At 63.2% G+C, this 18,571-nt stretch carries 20 protein-coding genes; 11 read left to right on the plus strand and 9 right to left on the minus strand.

Annotated elements, in window-relative coordinates; genetic code table 11:
• Position 1: 1 nt before the first annotated feature.
• Positions 2-892, minus strand: coding sequence for a LysR family transcriptional regulator (locus NKH29_RS05855; RefSeq protein WP_352484687.1), 891 nt, complete (start codon positions 890-892; stop codon positions 2-4).
• Between the two features lie 105 nt (positions 893-997).
• On the opposite strand from NKH29_RS05855, the gene NKH29_RS05860 reads away from it, so the two are divergent.
• A complete protein-coding gene (locus tag NKH29_RS05860) occupies positions 998-1,993 on the plus strand; it encodes an aldo/keto reductase (RefSeq protein WP_023718302.1) in 996 nt (331 codons plus the stop codon).
• A gap of 267 nt (positions 1,994-2,260) precedes the next feature.
• On the opposite strand, the gene NKH29_RS05865 is transcribed toward NKH29_RS05860, so the two are convergent.
• From NKH29_RS05865 to infC, 7 genes are all read right to left on the minus strand, one after another.
• On the minus strand, positions 2,261-2,863 hold the full coding sequence (locus tag NKH29_RS05865) for a nucleotidyltransferase family protein (RefSeq protein WP_352484467.1): 603 nt from the start codon (positions 2,861-2,863) through the stop codon (positions 2,261-2,263).
• A 39-nt stretch (positions 2,864-2,902) separates the two neighbouring features.
• Positions 2,903-5,311 (minus strand): phenylalanine--tRNA ligase subunit beta, encoded by a 2,409-nt coding sequence (gene pheT / locus NKH29_RS05870; RefSeq protein WP_352999191.1) that lies wholly within the window; start codon positions 5,309-5,311, stop codon positions 2,903-2,905.
• 106 nt (positions 5,312-5,417) lie between these two features.
• A complete protein-coding gene (gene pheS, locus NKH29_RS05875) occupies positions 5,418-6,503 on the minus strand; it encodes a phenylalanine--tRNA ligase subunit alpha (protein ID WP_023718300.1) in 1,086 nt (361 codons plus the stop codon).
• 96 nt (positions 6,504-6,599) lie between these two features.
• Positions 6,600-7,001: a 50S ribosomal protein L20 gene (gene rplT, locus NKH29_RS05880; RefSeq protein WP_006201247.1), complete on the minus strand. Its 402-nt coding sequence runs from the start codon at positions 6,999-7,001 to the stop codon at positions 6,600-6,602.
• 147 nt (positions 7,002-7,148) lie between these two features.
• Positions 7,149-7,352, minus strand: a complete 204-nt coding sequence (rpmI, locus tag NKH29_RS05885; RefSeq protein ID WP_006201248.1) for a 50S ribosomal protein L35 — start codon at positions 7,350-7,352, stop codon at positions 7,149-7,151.
• A gap of 178 nt (positions 7,353-7,530) precedes the next feature.
• Positions 7,531-8,172, minus strand: a complete 642-nt coding sequence (locus tag NKH29_RS05890; protein ID WP_023718299.1) for a methyltransferase family protein — start codon at positions 8,170-8,172, stop codon at positions 7,531-7,533.
• A 202-nt stretch (positions 8,173-8,374) separates the two neighbouring features.
• Positions 8,375-8,911 carry a translation initiation factor IF-3 gene (gene infC / locus NKH29_RS05895; RefSeq protein WP_023677573.1) on the minus strand — a complete coding sequence of 179 codons (537 nt, stop codon included), beginning with the start codon at positions 8,909-8,911 and terminating at the stop codon, positions 8,375-8,377.
• 214 nt (positions 8,912-9,125) lie between these two features.
• On the opposite strand from infC, the gene NKH29_RS05900 reads away from it, so the two are divergent.
• The 4 genes from NKH29_RS05900 to NKH29_RS05915 all read left to right on the plus strand — a co-directional run bounded on the left by NKH29_RS05900 (position 9,126) and on the right by NKH29_RS05915 (position 12,493).
• Positions 9,126-9,896 (plus strand): alpha/beta hydrolase, encoded by a 771-nt coding sequence (locus NKH29_RS05900; protein WP_352999193.1) that lies wholly within the window; start codon positions 9,126-9,128, stop codon positions 9,894-9,896.
• Positions 9,897-9,900: 4 nt separating this feature from the next.
• Complete coding sequence (locus tag NKH29_RS05905) at positions 9,901-11,043, plus strand: benzoate/H(+) symporter BenE family transporter (RefSeq protein WP_352484470.1); 1,143 nt, start codon at positions 9,901-9,903, stop codon at positions 11,041-11,043.
• Positions 11,044-11,159: 116 nt separating this feature from the next.
• Positions 11,160-11,636, plus strand: coding sequence for a DUF2852 domain-containing protein (locus NKH29_RS05910; protein ID WP_352495238.1), 477 nt, complete (start codon positions 11,160-11,162; stop codon positions 11,634-11,636).
• A gap of 98 nt (positions 11,637-11,734) precedes the next feature.
• Positions 11,735-12,493: a M48 family metallopeptidase gene (locus NKH29_RS05915; protein ID WP_023718295.1), complete on the plus strand. Its 759-nt coding sequence runs from the start codon at positions 11,735-11,737 to the stop codon at positions 12,491-12,493.
• A gap of 9 nt (positions 12,494-12,502) precedes the next feature.
• On the opposite strand, the gene NKH29_RS05920 is transcribed toward NKH29_RS05915, so the two are convergent.
• Positions 12,503-12,721, minus strand: a complete 219-nt coding sequence (locus tag NKH29_RS05920) for a hypothetical protein (protein ID WP_023718294.1) — start codon at positions 12,719-12,721, stop codon at positions 12,503-12,505.
• A 138-nt stretch (positions 12,722-12,859) separates the two neighbouring features.
• On the opposite strand from NKH29_RS05920, the gene NKH29_RS05925 reads away from it, so the two are divergent.
• The 6 genes from NKH29_RS05925 (at position 12,860) to NKH29_RS05950 (ending at position 18,537) form a co-directional block, all read left to right on the plus strand.
• Positions 12,860-13,519 (plus strand): phosphoribosylanthranilate isomerase, encoded by a 660-nt coding sequence (locus NKH29_RS05925; protein WP_352999293.1) that lies wholly within the window; start codon positions 12,860-12,862, stop codon positions 13,517-13,519.
• Positions 13,520-13,552: 33 nt separating this feature from the next.
• Positions 13,553-14,803 carry a tryptophan synthase subunit beta gene (trpB, locus tag NKH29_RS05930; protein ID WP_352999195.1) on the plus strand — a complete coding sequence of 417 codons (1,251 nt, stop codon included), beginning with the start codon at positions 13,553-13,555 and terminating at the stop codon, positions 14,801-14,803.
• Positions 14,804-14,805: 2 nt separating this feature from the next.
• Positions 14,806-15,645 (plus strand): tryptophan synthase subunit alpha, encoded by an 840-nt coding sequence (gene trpA / locus NKH29_RS05935; protein WP_352999197.1) that lies wholly within the window; start codon positions 14,806-14,808, stop codon positions 15,643-15,645.
• A gap of 95 nt (positions 15,646-15,740) precedes the next feature.
• Positions 15,741-16,667, plus strand: a complete 927-nt coding sequence (gene accD / locus NKH29_RS05940; protein ID WP_352999199.1) for an acetyl-CoA carboxylase, carboxyltransferase subunit beta — start codon at positions 15,741-15,743, stop codon at positions 16,665-16,667.
• A gap of 62 nt (positions 16,668-16,729) precedes the next feature.
• The gene (locus NKH29_RS05945) at positions 16,730-18,055 is read left to right on the plus strand and encodes a bifunctional folylpolyglutamate synthase/dihydrofolate synthase (protein ID WP_352547987.1); all 1,326 of its coding nucleotides are present in this window, start codon (positions 16,730-16,732) and stop codon (positions 18,053-18,055) included.
• Positions 18,056-18,117: 62 nt separating this feature from the next.
• Complete coding sequence (locus NKH29_RS05950; protein WP_023718288.1) at positions 18,118-18,537, plus strand: VOC family protein; 420 nt, start codon at positions 18,118-18,120, stop codon at positions 18,535-18,537.
• Positions 18,538-18,571 lie beyond the last annotated feature (34 nt).

Raw genomic sequence — 18,571 nt, forward strand, 5'->3', positions numbered from 1 at the left:
CTTACTCGCCGACCTTGAAGAAATCGACAAAGGCCCTGAGCGCCGGCCGCATCTGGCGGCGGCTTGGGTAATAGACGAAGAAGCCGTCGAAAAGCGGGCACCAGTCCTCCAGCACGCGAACAAGCTTGCCGGCGGCGAGCGCGTCGCGGACATAGTCCTCGAACACGAAGGCGAGCCCGGCGCCGTCGACCGCGGCGTTGGCAATCAGATGGTCCTCGTCGAGGATCAGCGGCCCTTTCACCGGGATTTCGATCTCCTCGCCGTTCTTCTCGAATTCCCAGCGATAGAGAATGCCGCTGGAGAAGCGGAAGCGGATGCAGCGGTGACCGGCAAGATCGCGCGGATGCTGCGGCTTGGGCATGGTCTCGAAATAGGATGGCGCGCCGACGACTGCGCCGCGAAGGTCCGGCCCGATGCGCACGGCGATCATGTCGCGCTGCAGGCTCTCGCCCAGCCGCACGCCGGCATCGAAGCCGCCCTCGACCACATCGGTGAAGCGGTCCTCGATGACGATCTCCAGCACGATGTCGGGATAGGCAGCGGCAAAGGCGCCGAGCCTTGGCGTCAGCGTCAGGTGGGCCGCGGTGCGCGGCACGGTCAGCCTGAGATTGCCGGCCGGCCGGTCGCGCGCCTCGATCGCCGATTCCAGCGCCAGGTCGATCTCCGACAGCGCCGGCCTGAGGCGCTCGAGCAGCTGCGCGCCCTCCTCGGTCGGAGCGACGCTGCGCGTGCTGCGCGCCAGAAGGCGCACGCCGAGGCGCGCTTCGAGGCTGGAAACCGCGTGGCTGACCGCCGATGGCGCGATTGCCAGTTCCTTGGCCGCGCCGCGAAAACTGCCGCATTGGGCGACCGTAGCCAGTACAGCGAGCTGTGAAAGATGGGTTCGCTTCATTGATCTATTTTTTGGAACAGCCTGTGCAAATTAGAGCCGATTATCGAACGCAGCGCAAGACGCTATCTCTGCGGCATCACAACCATCACAACAAGGAGATACGTGATGCAAACCCGCAAGCTCGGCAATGAACTTGACGTCTACCCGGTCGGCCTCGGCTGCATGGGGATGAGCTTTGCCTATGGTGGCCAGCCGGAGGCGGACGCGATCGCCACGCTGCGCCACGCTGTCGACATCGGCGTCAATTTCTTCGACACGGCCGAAGTCTATGGCCCCTACGAGAACGAAATCCTGGTTGGCAAGGCGCTGAAGCCGGTGCGTGACAAGGTGACGATTGCGACGAAATTCGGCTTCAAAATCCTGGAAGAAGGCAGCGGCATGGAGCGCATGGCCGGCGTCGACAGCCGCCCGGAACACGTCAAGGCGGTTGCCGAAGCGTCGTTGAAGCGGCTGGATACGGAGGTCATCGACCTCTATTACCAGCACCGCGTCGATCCCAACGTGCCGATCGAGGATACGGTCGGCGCCATGGCCGAGCTGGTGCGCGAGGGCAAGGTGCGGGCGCTCGGCCTGTCGGAGGCGAGTGCGGCGACCATCCGCCGGGCGCATGCGGTGCATCCGATCGCCGCGGTGCAGAGCGAATATTCGCTGTGGAGCCGCGATCCGGAGGAGGAGGTGTTTGCCGTCTGTCGCGAGCTCGGCATCGGCTTTGTCCCCTATAGCCCGCTCGGCCGCGGCCTGCTCACCGGCACGATCGCCAAGCCCGATGTTCTCGGCGCCGACGACTGGCGCCGCGGGTTGCCGCGCTTCCAGGCCGACGCCATGGCGGCCAATGCGGCGGTCGTCGCCGTGCTGGAAAAGATGGCCGCCGAGAAGGGCGTGACGCCGGCGCAGCTGGCGCTCGCCTGGGTGCTGCATCAGGGCGACTTCATTGTCCCGATCCCCGGCGCGCGAAAAATCCGCCATCTGGAGCAGAATACGGCGGCAGCCGATATTGTGCTGAGCCAGGCCGAAGTGGCGTCCATCGGCGACGCGCTGTCGCCGGAAAAGGTGGTCGGCAAGCGCTATACCGAGGAGCTGCTGGCCCTGGTCAACGGTTGAACGGCGATCGACGGCGTAATCGAAACGGGGCGTTTCGGCGCCCCGTTTTCGGTCGCACCGCAATGCAAATAATTGCGAGATATTGGCGCGAGGCACCCCCCTCTGTCCTGCCGGACATCTCCCCCTCAAGGGGGAGATTGGACGTCACCTCGGCTTTCGCCAATCACGGACGTTGCAGGAGCGAGCGGATCGCCGAAGCTGCCGATCTCCCCCCTTGAGGGGGAGATGTCCGGCAGGACAGAGGGGGTGCTGTCCCGCCGACATTTCCTACCAAGGCACGACACTGATCTCCGGCCAGTTCTCCCTCGCACGCGCGCCCTTCATCTCGTGCGTCTGCTGATTATCTAGTGCACGGTTCGGGGTAACGCGAAACGAGAAGATGTCGTCGAGCCCGAACGGCGCCACGAGCGCGAGTTGCCCATCGGTGCCGAATCTAACGCCGACCGCATGGGTTTTCGAAGCGAAATAGGACAGCGCCTCGGCGGACGACGACAGTCTGGGATAGGAACCGCCAAAGCGCGCCTCAAACCACAGATGCACCCGCGCCTGGTTGCGCACTTCGACCGGCAGCGTCAGTCCTTCGAACTGCTTCGCCGCCCGGCGGATGACCGTGTCCTCGGCCTCGTAAGACAGATCGCTCTCATCGAAATAGAACAGATCGACATCACGAATGCCATATCCCGAAGGCTTCGCCGTCAGATGATTCCAGACGCTGTTGTAAAGCGCGCCGGACACGACCAGCCAGTCGGGGAGGTCGAGCGCCCGTACCCGCGACAGCGTCTCGCCGACCAGCGGATCGGCCGAGACGATATCGAGAAAGGCTGCACGCTGTTCCTCGAAGGGCAGCCCTGAATAGCGCAAATGGTTCATCGCCCTTTGGAGGGCGATTCGCCATGCGTCCGCAATCCCTCAGCCGCGCAGCACGCCGCCGGTCTGTTTGCCGACATTCTCGACGATGCGCTTGGCCAGCGCCTCGAAATCCTCGTCGGTCAGCGTCTTTTCGACCGGCTGGATCGAAACTTCGATGGCGATCGACTTCTTCGCCGCGCCGAGCGCTGCACCCTCGAAAACATCGAACACCGAGACGCCGGAAATCAGCTTCCGGTCTGCGGCAAGGGCGGCGCGAACGAGTGTGCCGGCTTCGACCGCCTTGTCGACGACGAAGGCGAAATCGCGCTTGACCGCCTGGAAGGCGGACAGATCGAGCCTCGGCTTTGTCCGCGTCGGCTTGGCCTTCGGCTCGGGCACGGCATCGATGAACACCTCAAACCCGCAAAGCGGACCGGAGACGTCAAGCCCCTCCAGCGTCTTCGGATGGAATTCGCCGAACGTGCCGAGCACGACCTTCGGCCCGAGCTTGATCGTGCCGGACCGGCCGGGATGATACCAGGCCGGGCCGCCGGCCTCGATCTGCAGCCGCTCGACCGGCGCGCCGCAGGCTTCGAGTGCAGCGATGGCGTCGGCCTTGGCATCGAAGACGCCGACGGCGCCGGCACTGCCTGCCCAATGGCGGCCGGAGCCCTCGAGCTTGGCGGTGCCGCGCCGAACGCCGGCGGCAACACGCCGCTGCTGGTCGGCGCCGTCGCCCTCGTAAGTGCCCGACACTTCGAACAGCGCGACATCGCCGATGCCCTTGTCGGCGTTGCGCTGCGCGGCCGCGATCAGGCCCGGCAGCAGCGACGGCCGCATGTCCGACATATCGGCGGCGATCGGGTTGGCAAGCTTCAGCGCCTGCTGGCCGCCGCCGAACAAATCGGCGTGTTTTGCCGGAATGAACGACCAGGTGACGGCCTCCATCATGCCGCGCACGGCAAGTGCCCGCTTGGCGGCGCGGGTGCGGATCTGCAGCACAGTCAGGATCTTGGCGTTGACCGCGTCGTGGCTGCCGAGCGGCTGCGGCGCGATATTGTCGACGCCGTGGATGCGCATGACCTCCTCGACCAGGTCGGCCTTGCCGTCGACATCCGGCCGCCAGGACGGGACCGCCACATTGACGACATCGCCCGTGCCCTCCGGCTTGAAGCCGAGGCGGGCAAGAATGTCGAGGCTCGTCGAGCGCGGCACTTCGATGCCGGTCAGCCGCTTCACGTCCGACAACGGGAACGAGACGATCTTCGGCCGATGGCCGGCATAGCCGACGACTTCGGTTTGCGTCGGCGTACCGCCGCAGAAATCGAGCACCAGCCTCGTCGCCAGCTCCACACCGGGAATCATCATTTCCGGGTCGACGCCACGCTCGAAGCGGTAGCGTGCATCGGTGATGATGCCGAGCGTGCGGCCGGTGCGGGCGGTGGCGATCGGGTCCCAAAGTGCCGACTCGATCAGCACGTCGGTGGTGTTCTCGTCGCAGCCGGAATGCTCGCCACCCATGATGCCGGCGATCGACTCGATACCATCCTGGTCGGCGATGACGCACATCTCCGGCGTCAGCGTGTATTCGCGGCCGTCGAGCGCCAGCACCTTTTCGCCGTCGCGTGCCCGGCGCACGGTGAGATTGCCGGTGACCTTCGCAGCGTCGAAGACATGCAGCGGCCGGCCGCGATCGAAGGTGACATAATTGGTGATGTCGACCAGCGCACTGATCGGCCTCAAGCCGATGGCGAGAAGCCTTTGCTGCAACCATTTCGGCGACGGTCCGTTCTTGACGCCGCGCACCAGGCGCAGCGCAAAGCCGGGACAGAGCTCCGGCGCTTCGATCGTCACCTTGACCGGCGTCTCGCCCTTGCCGGGGATCGGCTCTATCGGCGCGCTCTTCAGCGTGCCGAGCCCGCTCGCCGCCAGATCGCGGGCGATGCCATAAGCGCTGGTCGCATCCGGCCGGTTCGGCGTCAGATTGATTTCGATCAGCGGATCGTCGAGATGGGCATAGGCGGCGAAACTGGTGCCGACCGGCGCATCGGCCGGCAGGTCGATGATGCCGTCATGCTCCTCGGACAGTTCGAGCTCGCGCTCGGAGCACATCATGCCGTGGCTTTCGACGCCGCGGATCTTGCCGACGGTCAGCGTCACGTCGATGCCGGGAATATAGGTGCCGGGTGCTGCAAAGGCGCCGATCAGGCCCGCGCGGGCGTTCGGCGCGCCGCAGACAACCTGCACCGGCGCCCTGCCGTCGCCGGTGTCGACGGTCAGCACGCGCAGCCGGTCGGCGTCGGGATGCTGGACTGCCGTCAGCACCTTGGCGATGACGAAAGGTTTCAAGCTCGCCCGGTCGTCGACATGCTCGACCTCGAGGCCGATCGAGGTGAGACGTTCGACGATTTCCGCCAGCGAGGCATCGGTCTCGAGATGATCCTTGAGCCAGGAGAGGGTAAGTTTCATGACTGTGTTCCGTCTGGTCTGGGCACGCTGGGCTTGAAGCTATGCGGCCGCGCGTCGGACATGTGCAGGAAGGCTAGCTGCCCGCGGATTTGCTGCGGCCCGGTTGTCACGCGCTTAGCCCGCCAAACAGCGTCGGCATGTCGAGCGGCCTAAAACCGTAATGCGACAGCCAGCGCACATCGGCGTCGAAGAAGGCGCGCAGGTCGGGCATGCCGTATTTCAGCATGGCGATGCGGTCGATGCCCATGCCCCAGGCGAAGCCCTGGTATTCGTCGGGATCGAGGCCGCCGTAGCGGAGCACGTTGGGGTGGACCATGCCGCAGCCTAGGATCTCCAGCCAGTCTGAGCCTTCACCGAAGCGCACCTCGCCAGGCCGCGAACGGTCGCACTGGATATCGACCTCGAGGCTGGGCTCGGTGAACGGGAAGAAGGACGGCCGGAAGCGCATCTTGACGCTCGGCACCTCGAAGAAGGCCTTGCAGAACTCCTCCAGTACCCACTTCATGTTGGCGACGTTGGCCGATTTGTCGATCACCAATCCCTCGACCTGATGGAACATCGGTGAGTGGGTGGCATCGGAATCCTGCCGGTAGGTCTTGCCAGGAATGACGATGCGGATCGGCGGCTTCTGCATCTCCATGGTGCGGATCTGCACCGGCGAGGTGTGGGTGCGCAAAAGCTTGCGTTCGCCCTGCTCGTCCGGCTGGAAGAAGAAGGTGTCGTGCATCTCGCGCGCCGGGTGGCCTTCCGGGAAGTTCAGCGAGGTGAAATTGTAATAGTCGGTCTCGATGTCGGGACCTTCGGCGATGGCAAAGCCGAGATCGCCGAAGATCGCCGCGATCTCGTCGATAACCTGGCTGATCGGATGGATGCGGCCGCGCTCGGCCGGCGATTGTCGCACCGGCAAGGTGACGTCGACCTTCTCGGCGGCAAGCCGTGCCGTGATCGCCACATCTTTCAGCTCGGCGCGACGGGCCGAAAGTGCCTCGGTGACGCGGTTCTTGAGGCCGTTGATTGCCGGGCCTTTGACCTGGCGCTCCTCGGCGCTCATCGAGCCGAGTGTCTTCAGTATCTCGGAGACCGAACCCTTCTTGCCGAGGGCAGAGACACGCACCGCCTCGATTGCTTGCTCGTCGGCGGCAGAGGCGATCTCGGCCATCAGGGAATTTTCGAGAGTTTCCATGTCACTCATGTTCCAGACCCGATTGGAAGCAAAGAAAAACCCGCGCCAGCCCTGCCAGCGCGGGTTTCCCAAATCAAGTGTCGAATAGCTTGGGAAGCGCTGGTCTTAAGCGACAGCGCTTTCAAAAGCGTTCGGCGTGGTGTTCTTGAGGTATTCGAGCGCGACCTTGGCCTTGGCCACGAGTGCGGCAAAAGCCTGCGGCTCGTGGATGGCCATGTCCGACAGGATCTTGCGATCGATCTCGATGCCGGCCTTGTTGAGACCGTCGATGAAACGGCCATAGGTCAAGCCATGCTCATGCGTCGCCGCATTGATGCGCTGGATCCACAGCGCGCGGAACGAACGCTTGCGATTCTTGCGGTCGCGATAGGCGTACTGCAGCGACTTTTCCACCGCCTGCTTGGCGATGCGAATGGTGTTCTTGCGGCGGCCGTAAAAACCCTTGGCGGCTTTCAGGACCTTCTTGTGCTTGGCGTGCGAGGTGACGCCTCTCTTTACGCGTGCCATGTCATGATCTCCTTAAAAGCAATTCCAGGAAAAGTGCCTAGCGGTTTTCCGTTCGGAATTGCGTAAAACAAATGCGTGTCCAGACCGAATGCCCTTATTTGGCGCATGATGTTTTCCAAAAAGTTTGCAACTTTTTGGCATCATGCCCTAGAGGCCGTTCGGCAGAAAATTCTTGATGACCTTCTTGCCATCCGGTTCAGCCAGAACCATCGTGCCGCGGGCATTTCGAATGAACTTGTTGGAACGCTTGATCATGCCGTGACGCTTGCCGGCCGCAGCCGACAGAACTTTACCCGTACCTGTGATCTTGAACCGCTTCTTGGCGGCCGATTTGGTCTTCATCTTGGGCATTTTGCTACTCCGTTTATATGCGCACCAATGCGCTTTTTGTTCGCTTCAGTCCGACCAAAGCCCGAAAAGCAAATGAAACCGCCACGGCATGCCCTGCCGGGCGGTTTTTTTGGAACGCGGTCATATACGTCAAAGCGAGGGCGCGCGCAACACCCAGCGCTCAGCAACCTTGTAGTGCTCAGGGGAAACGGAACAGCACCGGTAATATGCCCGACTGCTGGGCGCCGTCGATCAGTTCGAAAGCCGGCAAGGCAAGGAGGAACACCAGCCCGTCCAGTAACGTGGTTCGCAGCAGGCGCGGCTTGAAGCTGCCGGTGTCGCCTTCCTGATACAGTGACAGTTTCGGGAAGAAGCGCGGCACTTTCGCCAGATAGGCCTGGTATGGCGCGCCGAGAACCTCCTTGAGGAATTTCTCCTCGCGCAGGATAACGATGTAAAAGGCACCCGCGCAGAGCGCTCCAAAGCCGATCGTGGCCGCGATGGAGCCGATCTGTGCGCCGACACCAGCGGCAGCTAAAGTGGAGAAAAGGTAGAGTGGGTTGCGCGTGATCGAATAGGGTCCGCCGGTCACCACTTCGGAGGATTTGCGTCCGCCGATGTAAAGCGTCGACCACAAGCGCCCGACGATGCCGAGAAAGATCAGCACGACGCCGACCATTTCGATCGTTTCATGCACTGGCGTATCGGGAGGGAAAACCGACTGGCCGAACAGCAGCGCCGCGAACATCACCATGATGAGAACGGCAAGTACCATCCTGCGCATATGCTGGTAGCTGCCAAGCCCGTGCTTAACTTGCGCGTATCTGACTTCATTGACCATGTCGGGAATCCGATCGTCGAGGGAACCAGAGCGTCGTTGCTCTCGCCGGCGATCGCAGCGTCTGGCCAAGAAAACAGGCGCCCCGCCGATCGCCGGGACGCCTTGCAACATGATTCAGGCGGATTTAATGCATGTCGCCCAAAAGTGCGCAGCGGTTTTGGGACAACGACATGCACAAAACAGAACTAAAGCGCAACGCGCTTTAGCGGGGCGCCAGCACCATCATCATCTGGCGGCCTTCGAGCTTCGGTTCGGCTTCGACCTTGGCGATGGGCGCCACTTCCTCGCGAACCTTATTCAGAAGCTGCATGCCGAGTTCCATGTGCGCCATCTCGCGACCGCGGAAGCGCAATGTCAGCTTGACCTTATCGCCTTCCTCGAAAAAGCGCCGGACGGCCTTCATCTTGGTCTCATAGTCGTGGCTGTCGATGTTCGGGCGCATCTTGATCTCCTTGATCTCGATGACCTTCTGGTTCTTGCGCGCCTCGGCCGCCTTCTTCTGGTTGGCGTATTTCAGCTTCCCGAGATCGAGGATCTTTACGACGGGCGGCACTGCATTGGGCGATATCTCGACCAGATCGAGCCCAGCCTCTTCGGCGAGCAGCAATGCGTCGTTGATGGAGACATCGCCCCGGTTCTGGCCTTCGGCGTCGATTAGCTGGACCCGGGGAACCCGGATATCACGGTTGGAGCGCGGGCCTTCCTTGGTGGGCGCCGCTGCTTTGAAAGGTCTGCGAATGGTCGTGGTCTCCTTGAGCCGTTTCGTTAAGGGGTTCTTCAGTTCAGAATTGCGAACGCGCAATGTGGTGAGCGCGCGGCCGGAGTCAATAGCACAGCATTCTCAGGAAATCACCTGCTCGATGAATGCTCCTCTGCACCAAGCGAAGAAAGTAACAGAGCACTTTTCGTTGAACCCCCGCTTGTGCCAAAAGACCGGCGCGAGGGAATACACCATGAGCACCACCACCCCGATCTTCCTAGACGTCGACGGGACGAGCATCGCCGTCAGGCATGCGGCAGGTACCGAGCCCGGCATCGTCTGGCTTGGCGGCTACAAATCCGACATGCTGGGCACCAAGGCCGAAACCCTGTCGGAATGGACGCGCAAAGACGGCCGGGCCTTCCTGCGCCACGATTATTCCGGCCATGGCGAATCGGGTGGCGCCTTTGCCGACGGCACCATCTCGAAATGGCTGGGCGAGAGCCTGGCGGTTTTCCGCCGCTTCACCCAGGGCAGGCAAATCCTGGTTGGTTCGTCGATGGGCGCGTGGATCGCGCTGCGCATGGTGCAGGAATTGCGTAAGGCGGGCGAGAACAGCGTCGCCGGCCTTGTGCTGCTGGCCCCGGCGCCCGATTTCACGTTCGAACTGGTGGAGCCGGTGCTGACTGGGGCGCAGAAGCGCGACCTCAGGAAAAAGGGTTTCTTCGAAGAGCCGTCGGACTATTCCGTCGAACCGTACATCTACACCCGCGCACTGATCGAGGACGGCCGCAGCAACCGGGTGATGACCGGGCCGGTCGACACGCACTGTCCGGTCCATATCCTGCAAGGCCTGGCCGATCCCGACGTGCCGTCGAGCCATGCGCTCAAGCTGGTCGGCCTGCTGCCGGCCGACGACGTCACGCTGTCGCTCATTCCGGACGGCGACCACCGCCTGTCGCGACCTCAGGATCTCGATATGCTGGTGCGGGCGGTGGACGCGATGGTGCGGCAGGCGGGATAGAGACATGCGCATTTCCATTCCGGTGTCCGCCTTTGTGGCGGCGATCGTCGGCTTCGGCGGTACGCTGGCCATCGTCATTGCCGCCGCCAAGGCGGTCGGCGCAACGCAGGTCGAGACCGCAAGCTGGGTGACGGCACTCTGCCTGGCGATGGCCATCGAGAGCCTGTGGCTGTCGTGGCGCACGAAAATGCCGGTCATCACCGCATGGTCGACGCCGGGCGTCGCGCTGATCGCCGCATCGACCGGCTTTTCGATGGGCGAGGCGGTTGGCGCCTTCATCGTCACCGGGGTCCTGCTGGTCGCCACCGGCCTGTTCGGGCCATTGACCAAGCTGATCGCCAGAATACCGGCTTCGGTCGCGTCCGGAATGCTGGCCGGCATCGTCGTAACCTTCGCCATCAATGCGGTGAAGACCGTGCCCGTCGACCCCTGGCTGATCCTGCCGCTGGTTGCGGTCTTCTTCGTCATCCGCCTGTTCAACCCGGCGCTGTCGGTGCTGTTGGTGCTGATCGGCGGCGGTCTCGCGGCCTTTCTTACCGACCGGGTCGGCGGTCTGCCGGCACCGGAACTCTCGAGCTTGACGCTGGTAATGCCGCAGTTCACCGCCGCTTCGATCATCGGCCTGGCATTGCCGCTCTATCTGGTCACCATGGCCTCGCAGAACCTATCCGGCCTCGCCGTGCTGAGGGCAGCCGGCTATCATCCCGAACCCGGGCCGCTGATCGGCGTCACCGGCCTGTTTTCGCTGCTGACGGCGCCGTTCGGCGCCTCGACGACCAATCTGGCGGCGATCTCGGCGGCGATCTGCACCGGACCCGACGTGCATCCTGATCCGGCCGAGCGCTGGAAGACCGGCCCGTTCTACGCGCTGGCCTATCTTGTCTTTGCCCTGTTCGGCGCCTCGCTGGTGGCGATCTTCGCCGTATTGCCGCAGAGCCTGATCGCGCTGGTCGCCGGCCTGGCGCTGATGGCACCGCTCGCCAATGCGCTGTCGATCGCCTTGAAAGACGAGGACGAGCGGATGGCCGCTACCGTCACCTTCGCCGTCACCGCATCAGGGCTGACGCTGTTCGGCGTCGGCGCGGCGTTCTGGGGCCTGATCGCCGGATTGGTCGTGCTTTTCCTTGAAATGCTCAAAAAGCGATAATCATTTCAGCCGCTTGTCCGGTTTTGGCGGTTGCTGTCTTGAATCGCCGTTTTCTCCATCCCATTTCGATTCCACGCAGCCGGATTTGGCTGTCTCCAACTGAAGGATTGGGAGAAATGAACACATCTGCATTGATCCGTCCGGCCTGGACGCCGGCGACCATCGCGCTGATGGTGATCGGGTTCATGGTGTTCTGGCCGCTCGGCTTCGCCATGCTCGCCTACATCATCTGGGGCGACCGGCTCGACGGCTTCAAGCGCGACGTCAACCGCGCCACCGACGGCATCTTCGCCGGCTGCCGCCGCGGTTCCGACAAGGCCGCGCGCTGGGGGCATGGCTCCGCCCGCACCGGTAACGTCGCTTTCGACGACTGGCGCGAAAAGGAACTCGAGCGGCTTGCCGAGGAACGCCGCAAGCTCGACGAGATGCTGAGCGAGTTCGACGAATATGCCCGCGAATTGCGCCGCGCGAAGGACCAGGAAGAGTTCGATCGTTTCATGGCCAACCGCAACAAGTCGACGTCTCCCACGACCGGGTCGACGACGAACAACAAAACCACCGGCAAGTCCACGCCAGGCCTGCTCGACGAGTAAGGGTCCCGTGCCCAGATAGATAATCCAACGGCGTCGCGTCAGCGGCGCCGTTTCTTTTTTGTTCTAGTCGTTTCCCTCGAATCACGTATCGTCCCGGAATGTCCTTCGGCTTCTTTCGCACCCCGACGAAACCCAAGCCCACGCCCGTCGTGGAGCGCGAGCATTGCGTTGCCGGCCGCACGCTGCCGCTCAAGATCGTCGAGAACGACAGGGCGCGGCGCCTGACGCTGCGCATCGATTCCGGCGGCCGCGGCCTGCGCATCACCGTGCCGCCGGGGCTGCGGCGCGGCGAGGTGGAAAGATTCCTCGACCGTCATCAGGACTGGCTGGAGCAAAGGCTGGCCAAGGTGCCCAACCGGCCGCAGGTGCGGCCCGGCATCAAGATACCGGTGCGCGGTGTGCCGCATCGCATCGTCCATGAACCGTCGAAACGCGGTACAGTCACGCTGTCGCGCGACGAGCGCGGTCCGCTGATGATCGTGCATGGTGAGCGCCTGCATCTGCCGCGCCGCATCGCCGATTTCCTCAAGCGCGAAGCCAAGCGCGAGATCGAGGCGCTGGTGACCAAGCACAGTGCTGCGGTCGGCAAGCGCGCCAAGGCGATCCGCTTCAAGGATACGTCGAGCCGCTGGGGGTCCTGCACGTCGGACGGCAATCTGTCGTTTTCCTGGCGCATCATGATGGCGCCGCGGCCGGTGATAAACTACCTCGTGGCGCACGAGGTGGCGCATCTCAAGGAGATGAACCACGGCCCGAAATTCTGGAAATTATGCGAGCAGCTGTGCCCGGACACCGAGCGCTGCAAGGATTGGCTCAAGCGCAATGGCGGCGCGCTGCAGGCGATCACGTTCGAGTAGTTGTCCGATTCAATCGTCGTTGGCGGCGTTCAACTCCTCCGGCCGCAATCCCTCGTCGACATGGCGCGGCCAGGGCAGGAAATCCTTCTCGAAGCCATCGTTGCTGAAATAAGCCAGCGCCCGATGCGCCTCCGCGCCGTTGAAGGCTGCCTTGTCCATCAAATGAGCGATGACCTCATGGGCCTGCGCCAGCTTTTGCCTGAGTTCCGCGACGGTCTTTTCCGGCATGGTCTTTGTTCTCCCGCCTTTGTGCCTGAGCAAGGTAGCGCGTTCCGCTCTTACATTAGCAAGGTAGCGCGTTCCGCGCCGGCGGCAAACAGGATGCTTTTTCTCGACTCTTTGGTCGTTTCGTGCCAATCCCGCGCCATGGCGCTGGACATCAAGATATGCGGATTGAAGACTGACAAGGCACTGGCCGCGGCATTGGCCGGCGGCGCCAGCCATGTCGGCTTCAATTTCTTTGCCAAAAGCCCGCGCTATGTCGAGCCGGTGGAAGCCGGCCGCCTGCGCGAAGCGGCGCGCGGCAAGACCAAGGCGGTTGCGGTGACGGTCGACGCCAGCGACGCGTTCCTGGACGAGATCTTCGAAAAAATGCAGCCCGACATGCTGCAGCTTCACGGCGCCGAAACGCCCGACCGGGTGGCTGAGGTGAAGGCGCGCTACGGCTTGCCGGTGATGAAGGCACTGCCGGTCAGCGAGGCTGCCGATCTCGAGCGGGTTAAACCCTTCATCGGCATTGCCGACCGCTTTCTGTTCGATGCCAAGCCGCCTAAGGGTTCGGAACTGCCGGGCGGCAACGGTCTTGCCTTCGACTGGCGCATTCTGGCCGGCCTTGACGCCGGCGTCGATTACATGCTTTCCGGTGGGCTCAATGCCGGCAATATCGGCGACGCCCTTCGGCTGGCGAACCCGCGCGGAATAGATCTTTCCTCAGGCGTGGAAAGCGCGCCGGGCGTCAAGGAACCGGCGCTGATCGAACAATTTTTCCGGGCCGTCGGGGCAGCACGCGACAACCGCGCCGCCTGACCACGCTTCAAACCACAGACCAGGAGATCGGCGATGGATAAGCCGGCGATACCGAATTCCTTCCGCACCGGCCCCGACGAGCAGGGCATGTTCGGCATTTTTGGCGGTCGTTTCGTTGCCGAAACGCTGATGCCGCTCATCCTTGAGCTGGAGCGGCACTGGAACGAGGTCAAGAACGATCCGGGCTTCAAGGCCGAACTGACCGATCTCTCGACGCATTACGCCGGGCGGCCGTCGAAGCTCTATTTCGCCGAAGGCTTGACCAGGCATCTTCGCGAGGTTTCCGCAGCCAAGGGCCTCGGGGGCGGCGCAAAGGTCTATTTCAAGCGCGAGGATCTGAACCACACCGGCTCGCACAAGATCAACAACTGCCTCGGCCAGATCCTGCTCGCCAAGCGCATGGGCAAGACGAGGATCATCGCCGAGACCGGAGCCGGCCAGCATGGCGTCGCTTCCGCTACAGTGGCGGCGCGCTTTGGGCTTCCCTGTATCGTCTATATGGGCGCGACCGATGTCGCCCGGCAAAGCCCCAACGTCTTTCGCATGAAGCTTCTGGGCGCGGAAGTGCGGCCGGTGACCGCCGGCCACGGCACGCTGAAGGACGCCATGAACGAGGCGTTGCGCGACTGGGTGACCAATGTCGAGGACACCTATTACCTGATCGGCACCGCCGCCGGCCCCCACCCCTATCCAGAGCTGGTGCGCGACTTCCAATCGGTGATCGGCACCGAGGCGCGCGCCCAGATCCTCGAGCAGGAAGGCCGGCTGCCGGACACCATCATCGCTTGTGTCGGCGGCGGTTCCAACGCCATCGGCCTGTTCCATCCCTTCCTCGACGACAAAGAGGTTCGCATCATCGGCGTCGAAGCCGGCGGCCGCGGCCTCGATGGCATCGAGCATTGCGCTTCGATGAGTGCCGGCGCGCCCGGCGTGCTGCATGGCAACCGTACCTACCTCCTGCAGAACGCCGACGGCCAGATCATGGACGGCCACTCGATCTCGGCCGGGCTCGACTATCCTGGCGTCGGGCCAGAGCACTCGTGGCTGCGCGATTCCGGCCGCGTCGACTATGTGCCGATCCTCGACGACGAGGCGCTGGAGGCGTTTCAGCTGACGACGCGCGTCGAGGGCATCATTCCGGCGCTGGAATCCGCCCACGCCATCGCGCAGGCGGTGAAGATCGTGCCTGATATGGACAAGGACCAGATCGTCATCGTCAATCTGTCCGGCCGCGGCGACAAGGACGTGCATACGGTAGCCAATATGCTGGGCATGGAGATCTGATCATGACCACCCGTATCGACCGCCGCATGGCGAAGCTGAAGGCCGAAGGCCGACCGGCACTCGTCACCTATTTCATGGGCGGCGACCCCGACTACGACACGTCGCTGTCGATCATGAAAGCGCTGCCTGGCGCCGGCAGCGACATCATCGAGCTCGGCATGCCGTTTTCCGATCCGATGGCCGACGGCCCGGCGATCCAGGCGGCCGGCCTGCGGGCGCTGAAGGGCGGCCAGACCCTGGTCAAGACGCTGAAGATGGCCTCGGAATTCCGCGCCGGCGACAGTGAAACACCAATCGTTTTGATGGGCTATTACAACCCGATCTACATCTATGGTGTCGACCGCTTCCTGAAGGACGCGATTGCTAGCGGCATAGACGGGCTGATCGTCGTCGACCTGCCGCCGGAGATGGACGAGGAGCTTTGCATCCCGGCACTCAAGGCCGGCATCAACTTCATCCGGCTGGCGACACCAACCACCGACGACAAGCGCCTGCCCAAGGTGCTGCAGAACACATCGGGCTTCGTCTACTACGTCTCGATGACCGGCATTACCGGTTCGGCGCTGGCCGACACCGGCAAGGTGGCGGCAGCGGTCAAGCGCATCAAGAGCCATACCGACCTGCCCGTCTGCGTCGGCTTCGGCGTCAAGACCGCCGAGCAGGCGCGCACCATCGGTGCCTCGGCCGACGGCGTCGTCGTCGGCACGGCGATCGTCAATGCGGTCGCCAACGTGCTCGGGCCGAAGGGCGAAAAGACCGCCGATCCGGCAGAAGCCGTCGCCACGCTGGTCAGCGGGCTGTCGCAAGGGGTTCGCGCGGCTCGCCTTGCTGCCGCCGAATAGTCTTGATCATCTGGTTGACCATGATCTTTGCCGAAAACCGGTTTCCACTTTTCGGGATCATGGTCTAACTCTTCGTAAGGACAGGAGCCGAAGCGATGAACTGGATCACCAATTACGTCCGCCCGAAGATCAATTCGATGCTCGGCCGCCGCACCGACATGCCGGAAAACCTGTGGATCAAGGATCCCGAGACCGGCGAAATGGTGTTCCACAAGGATCTGGAGCAGAACCAGTTCGTCATCCCGTCCTCCGGCCACCATATGAAGATATCGGCCAAGGAACGGCTGAAGTTCTTCCTCGACGACGGCAAATACGAAACGCTGGAAAACCGCAAGGTGGTGCAGGATCCACTCAAGTTCCGCGACGAGAAGCGCTATGTAGACCGGCTGAAGGATGCCAAGGCCAAGACCGGCATGGAAGACGCCATCATCAATGCGCTGGGTACCGTCGGAGGCCTGCCGGTGGTGGTGACGGTGCAGGATTTTGCCTTCATGGGCGGCTCGCTCGGCATGGCGGCCGGTGACGCCATCGTGCATGGCTTTGAGGTCGCCCTGCAGCGCAAGCGGCCGCTGATCCTGTTTGCGGCCTCCGGCGGCGCCCGTATGCAGGAAGGCATCCTGTCGCTGATGCAGTTGCCGCGGACCACGGTCGGCGTCGACAGACTGAAGGAGGCCGGCCTTCCCTACATCGTCGTCCTGACCAACCCGACGACCGGCGGCGTCACCGCCTCCTACGCCATGCTGGGTGACGTGCACATTGCGGAGCCCGGCGCCCTGATCGGCTTTGCCGGCCCGCGCGTCATCGAGCAGACCATCAGGGAAAAGCTGCCCGACGGCTTCCAGCGCGCCGAATATCTGATGGAACACGGCATGGTCGACATGGTGGTGTCACGGCTGGAGATGCGCCAGACGATTGCGCGGCTGCTGAGAATGCTGCTCAAGCTGCCGGAAGAGCAAAAATCGCAGGAGCCGGAAATCCTGCCGCCGTCGGTGATCCCGGTCGAGGCCAGGCCGCAAGCCTGACACGACATCATGCGGCGCGGGCGGCTGTTGTGTGCCGTTGTGCGCACGCTTAGGATTCCTTCATGACCACGCTTGCCGCCGACCGCGAAATCGAAAGCCTGATGGCGCTTCACCCGAAGGGCTTCGACCTTTCGCTTGACCGCATTTCGCGGCTACTCGAGCGCCTCGGCAACCCGCAGGACCAGCTGCCGCCGGTCATCCACATCGCCGGCACCAACGGCAAGGGCTCCTGTGCCGCCTTTTCACGGGCGCTGCTCGAAGCCGCCGGCTACCGCGTCCATGTCCACACATCGCCACATCTGGTGAACTGGCATGAGCGCTACCGACTGGCCGCCGATGGCGGCGGCAGGCTGGTGGACGACAAGGTCTTCGCCGAAGCCATCGCCCGCGTCGCCAAGGCCAATCAAGGCCAGAAGATCACCGTGTTCGAAATCCTCACCGCAGTCACCTTCGTGCTGTTTTCCGAATATCCGGCCGATGCCGTCATCCTCGAGGTCGGCCTTGGCGGCCGATTCGACGCCACCAATGTCATCGCCGAGCCGGCCGTGTCGGTGATCATGCCGGTCTCGCTCGACCACGAAGCCTATCTCGGCGACCGCGTTGAACTGATCGCCGCCGAAAAGGCCGGCATCATCAAGCGTGGATGCCCGGTCGTCATCGGCGCGCAGGAAAGCGAGACGGCGCAGCAGGTGCTCATCGAAACCGCCGAACGGCTCGACTGCCCCGCCTTCGTCTATGGCCAGGATTTCCTCGCCTATGAGGAAAACGGCCGCATGGTCTATCAGGACGAAGACGGATTGATGGACCTGGCGCCGCCGCGCCTGCCGGGGCGCCACCAATTCGCCAATGCGGCAGCGGCGATCGCGGCGGTCAAGGCGGCGGGCTTCGAGATCAGCCACCGCGCCGCCGAGAAAGCGATGGCCAATGTCATCTGGCCGGGCCGCATGCAAAAGCTGCCGCAGGGGCGGCTGGGCGAACTGGCGCCGAAGGGCGCCGACATCTGGCTCGACGGCGGCCATAATCCCGGCGCCGGCGTGGTCGTCGCCGAGGCGCTGGCCGAGCAGGAGGAAAAGAACCCGCGGCCGCTGTTCCTGATCTCGGGCATGATCAACACCAAGGACCAGAGCGGCTATTTCCGTGCCTTCAAAGGGCTGGTGCGGCATGTCTACACCGTGCCGGTGAGCACGAGCGACGCCGGCGTGCCGAACGACGAACTGGCGACGCGCGCCATCGAGGCCGGCCTGTCGGCCGAACCCGTCAGTTCCGTCGCCAATGCGCTGATGCTGCTGCGCGACACATGGGACGGACCGCCGCCGCGCATCCTTATCGGCGGCTCGCTTTACCTGGCCGGTGCGGTATTGGCCGAAAACGGCACACCGCCGGTTTGAGGCGTGCCTCCACCCGGGCCATGATGACGCCACACCTATCAGATCACCGCGAGGAGCCAATCATGATCAAGGTAAAGCAGCTCGCTCACGTTTGCATTTTCGCGAATGACCTGGAGAAGACGCGAAGCTTCTATCGGGACGTCCTCGGCATGGATACGCAGTTCAATTTCCTGCGCGACGGCAAGATTTTCGGCTTCTATCTCAATTGCGGCAGCCGTAGCCATGTCGAAGTGTTCCAGAAAGACGGCGCGAGCTATAGCGACTTGAACCAGATCAACCACTTCTGCCTCGAAGTGGAAAACATCGACGCCGCGATCGCCCATCTGAGGTCAGAGGGGGTTGATGTCACTTCCAAGAAACGCGCGTGCGATGACACCTACCAGGCTTGGATCCGCGACCCCAACGGCGTGAAGATCGAACTGTTCGAATACACTGAGAAAAGCGCACAATTCGTCGGCGGCGATCGCATCGCGGATTGGTGATCGCGCCTCGCCGGACAATTGTAGCGGCGCAGCC

The organism is Mesorhizobium sp. M1295, from assembly GCF_040318135.1.
GTDB lineage: Bacteria > Pseudomonadota > Alphaproteobacteria > Rhizobiales > Rhizobiaceae > Mesorhizobium.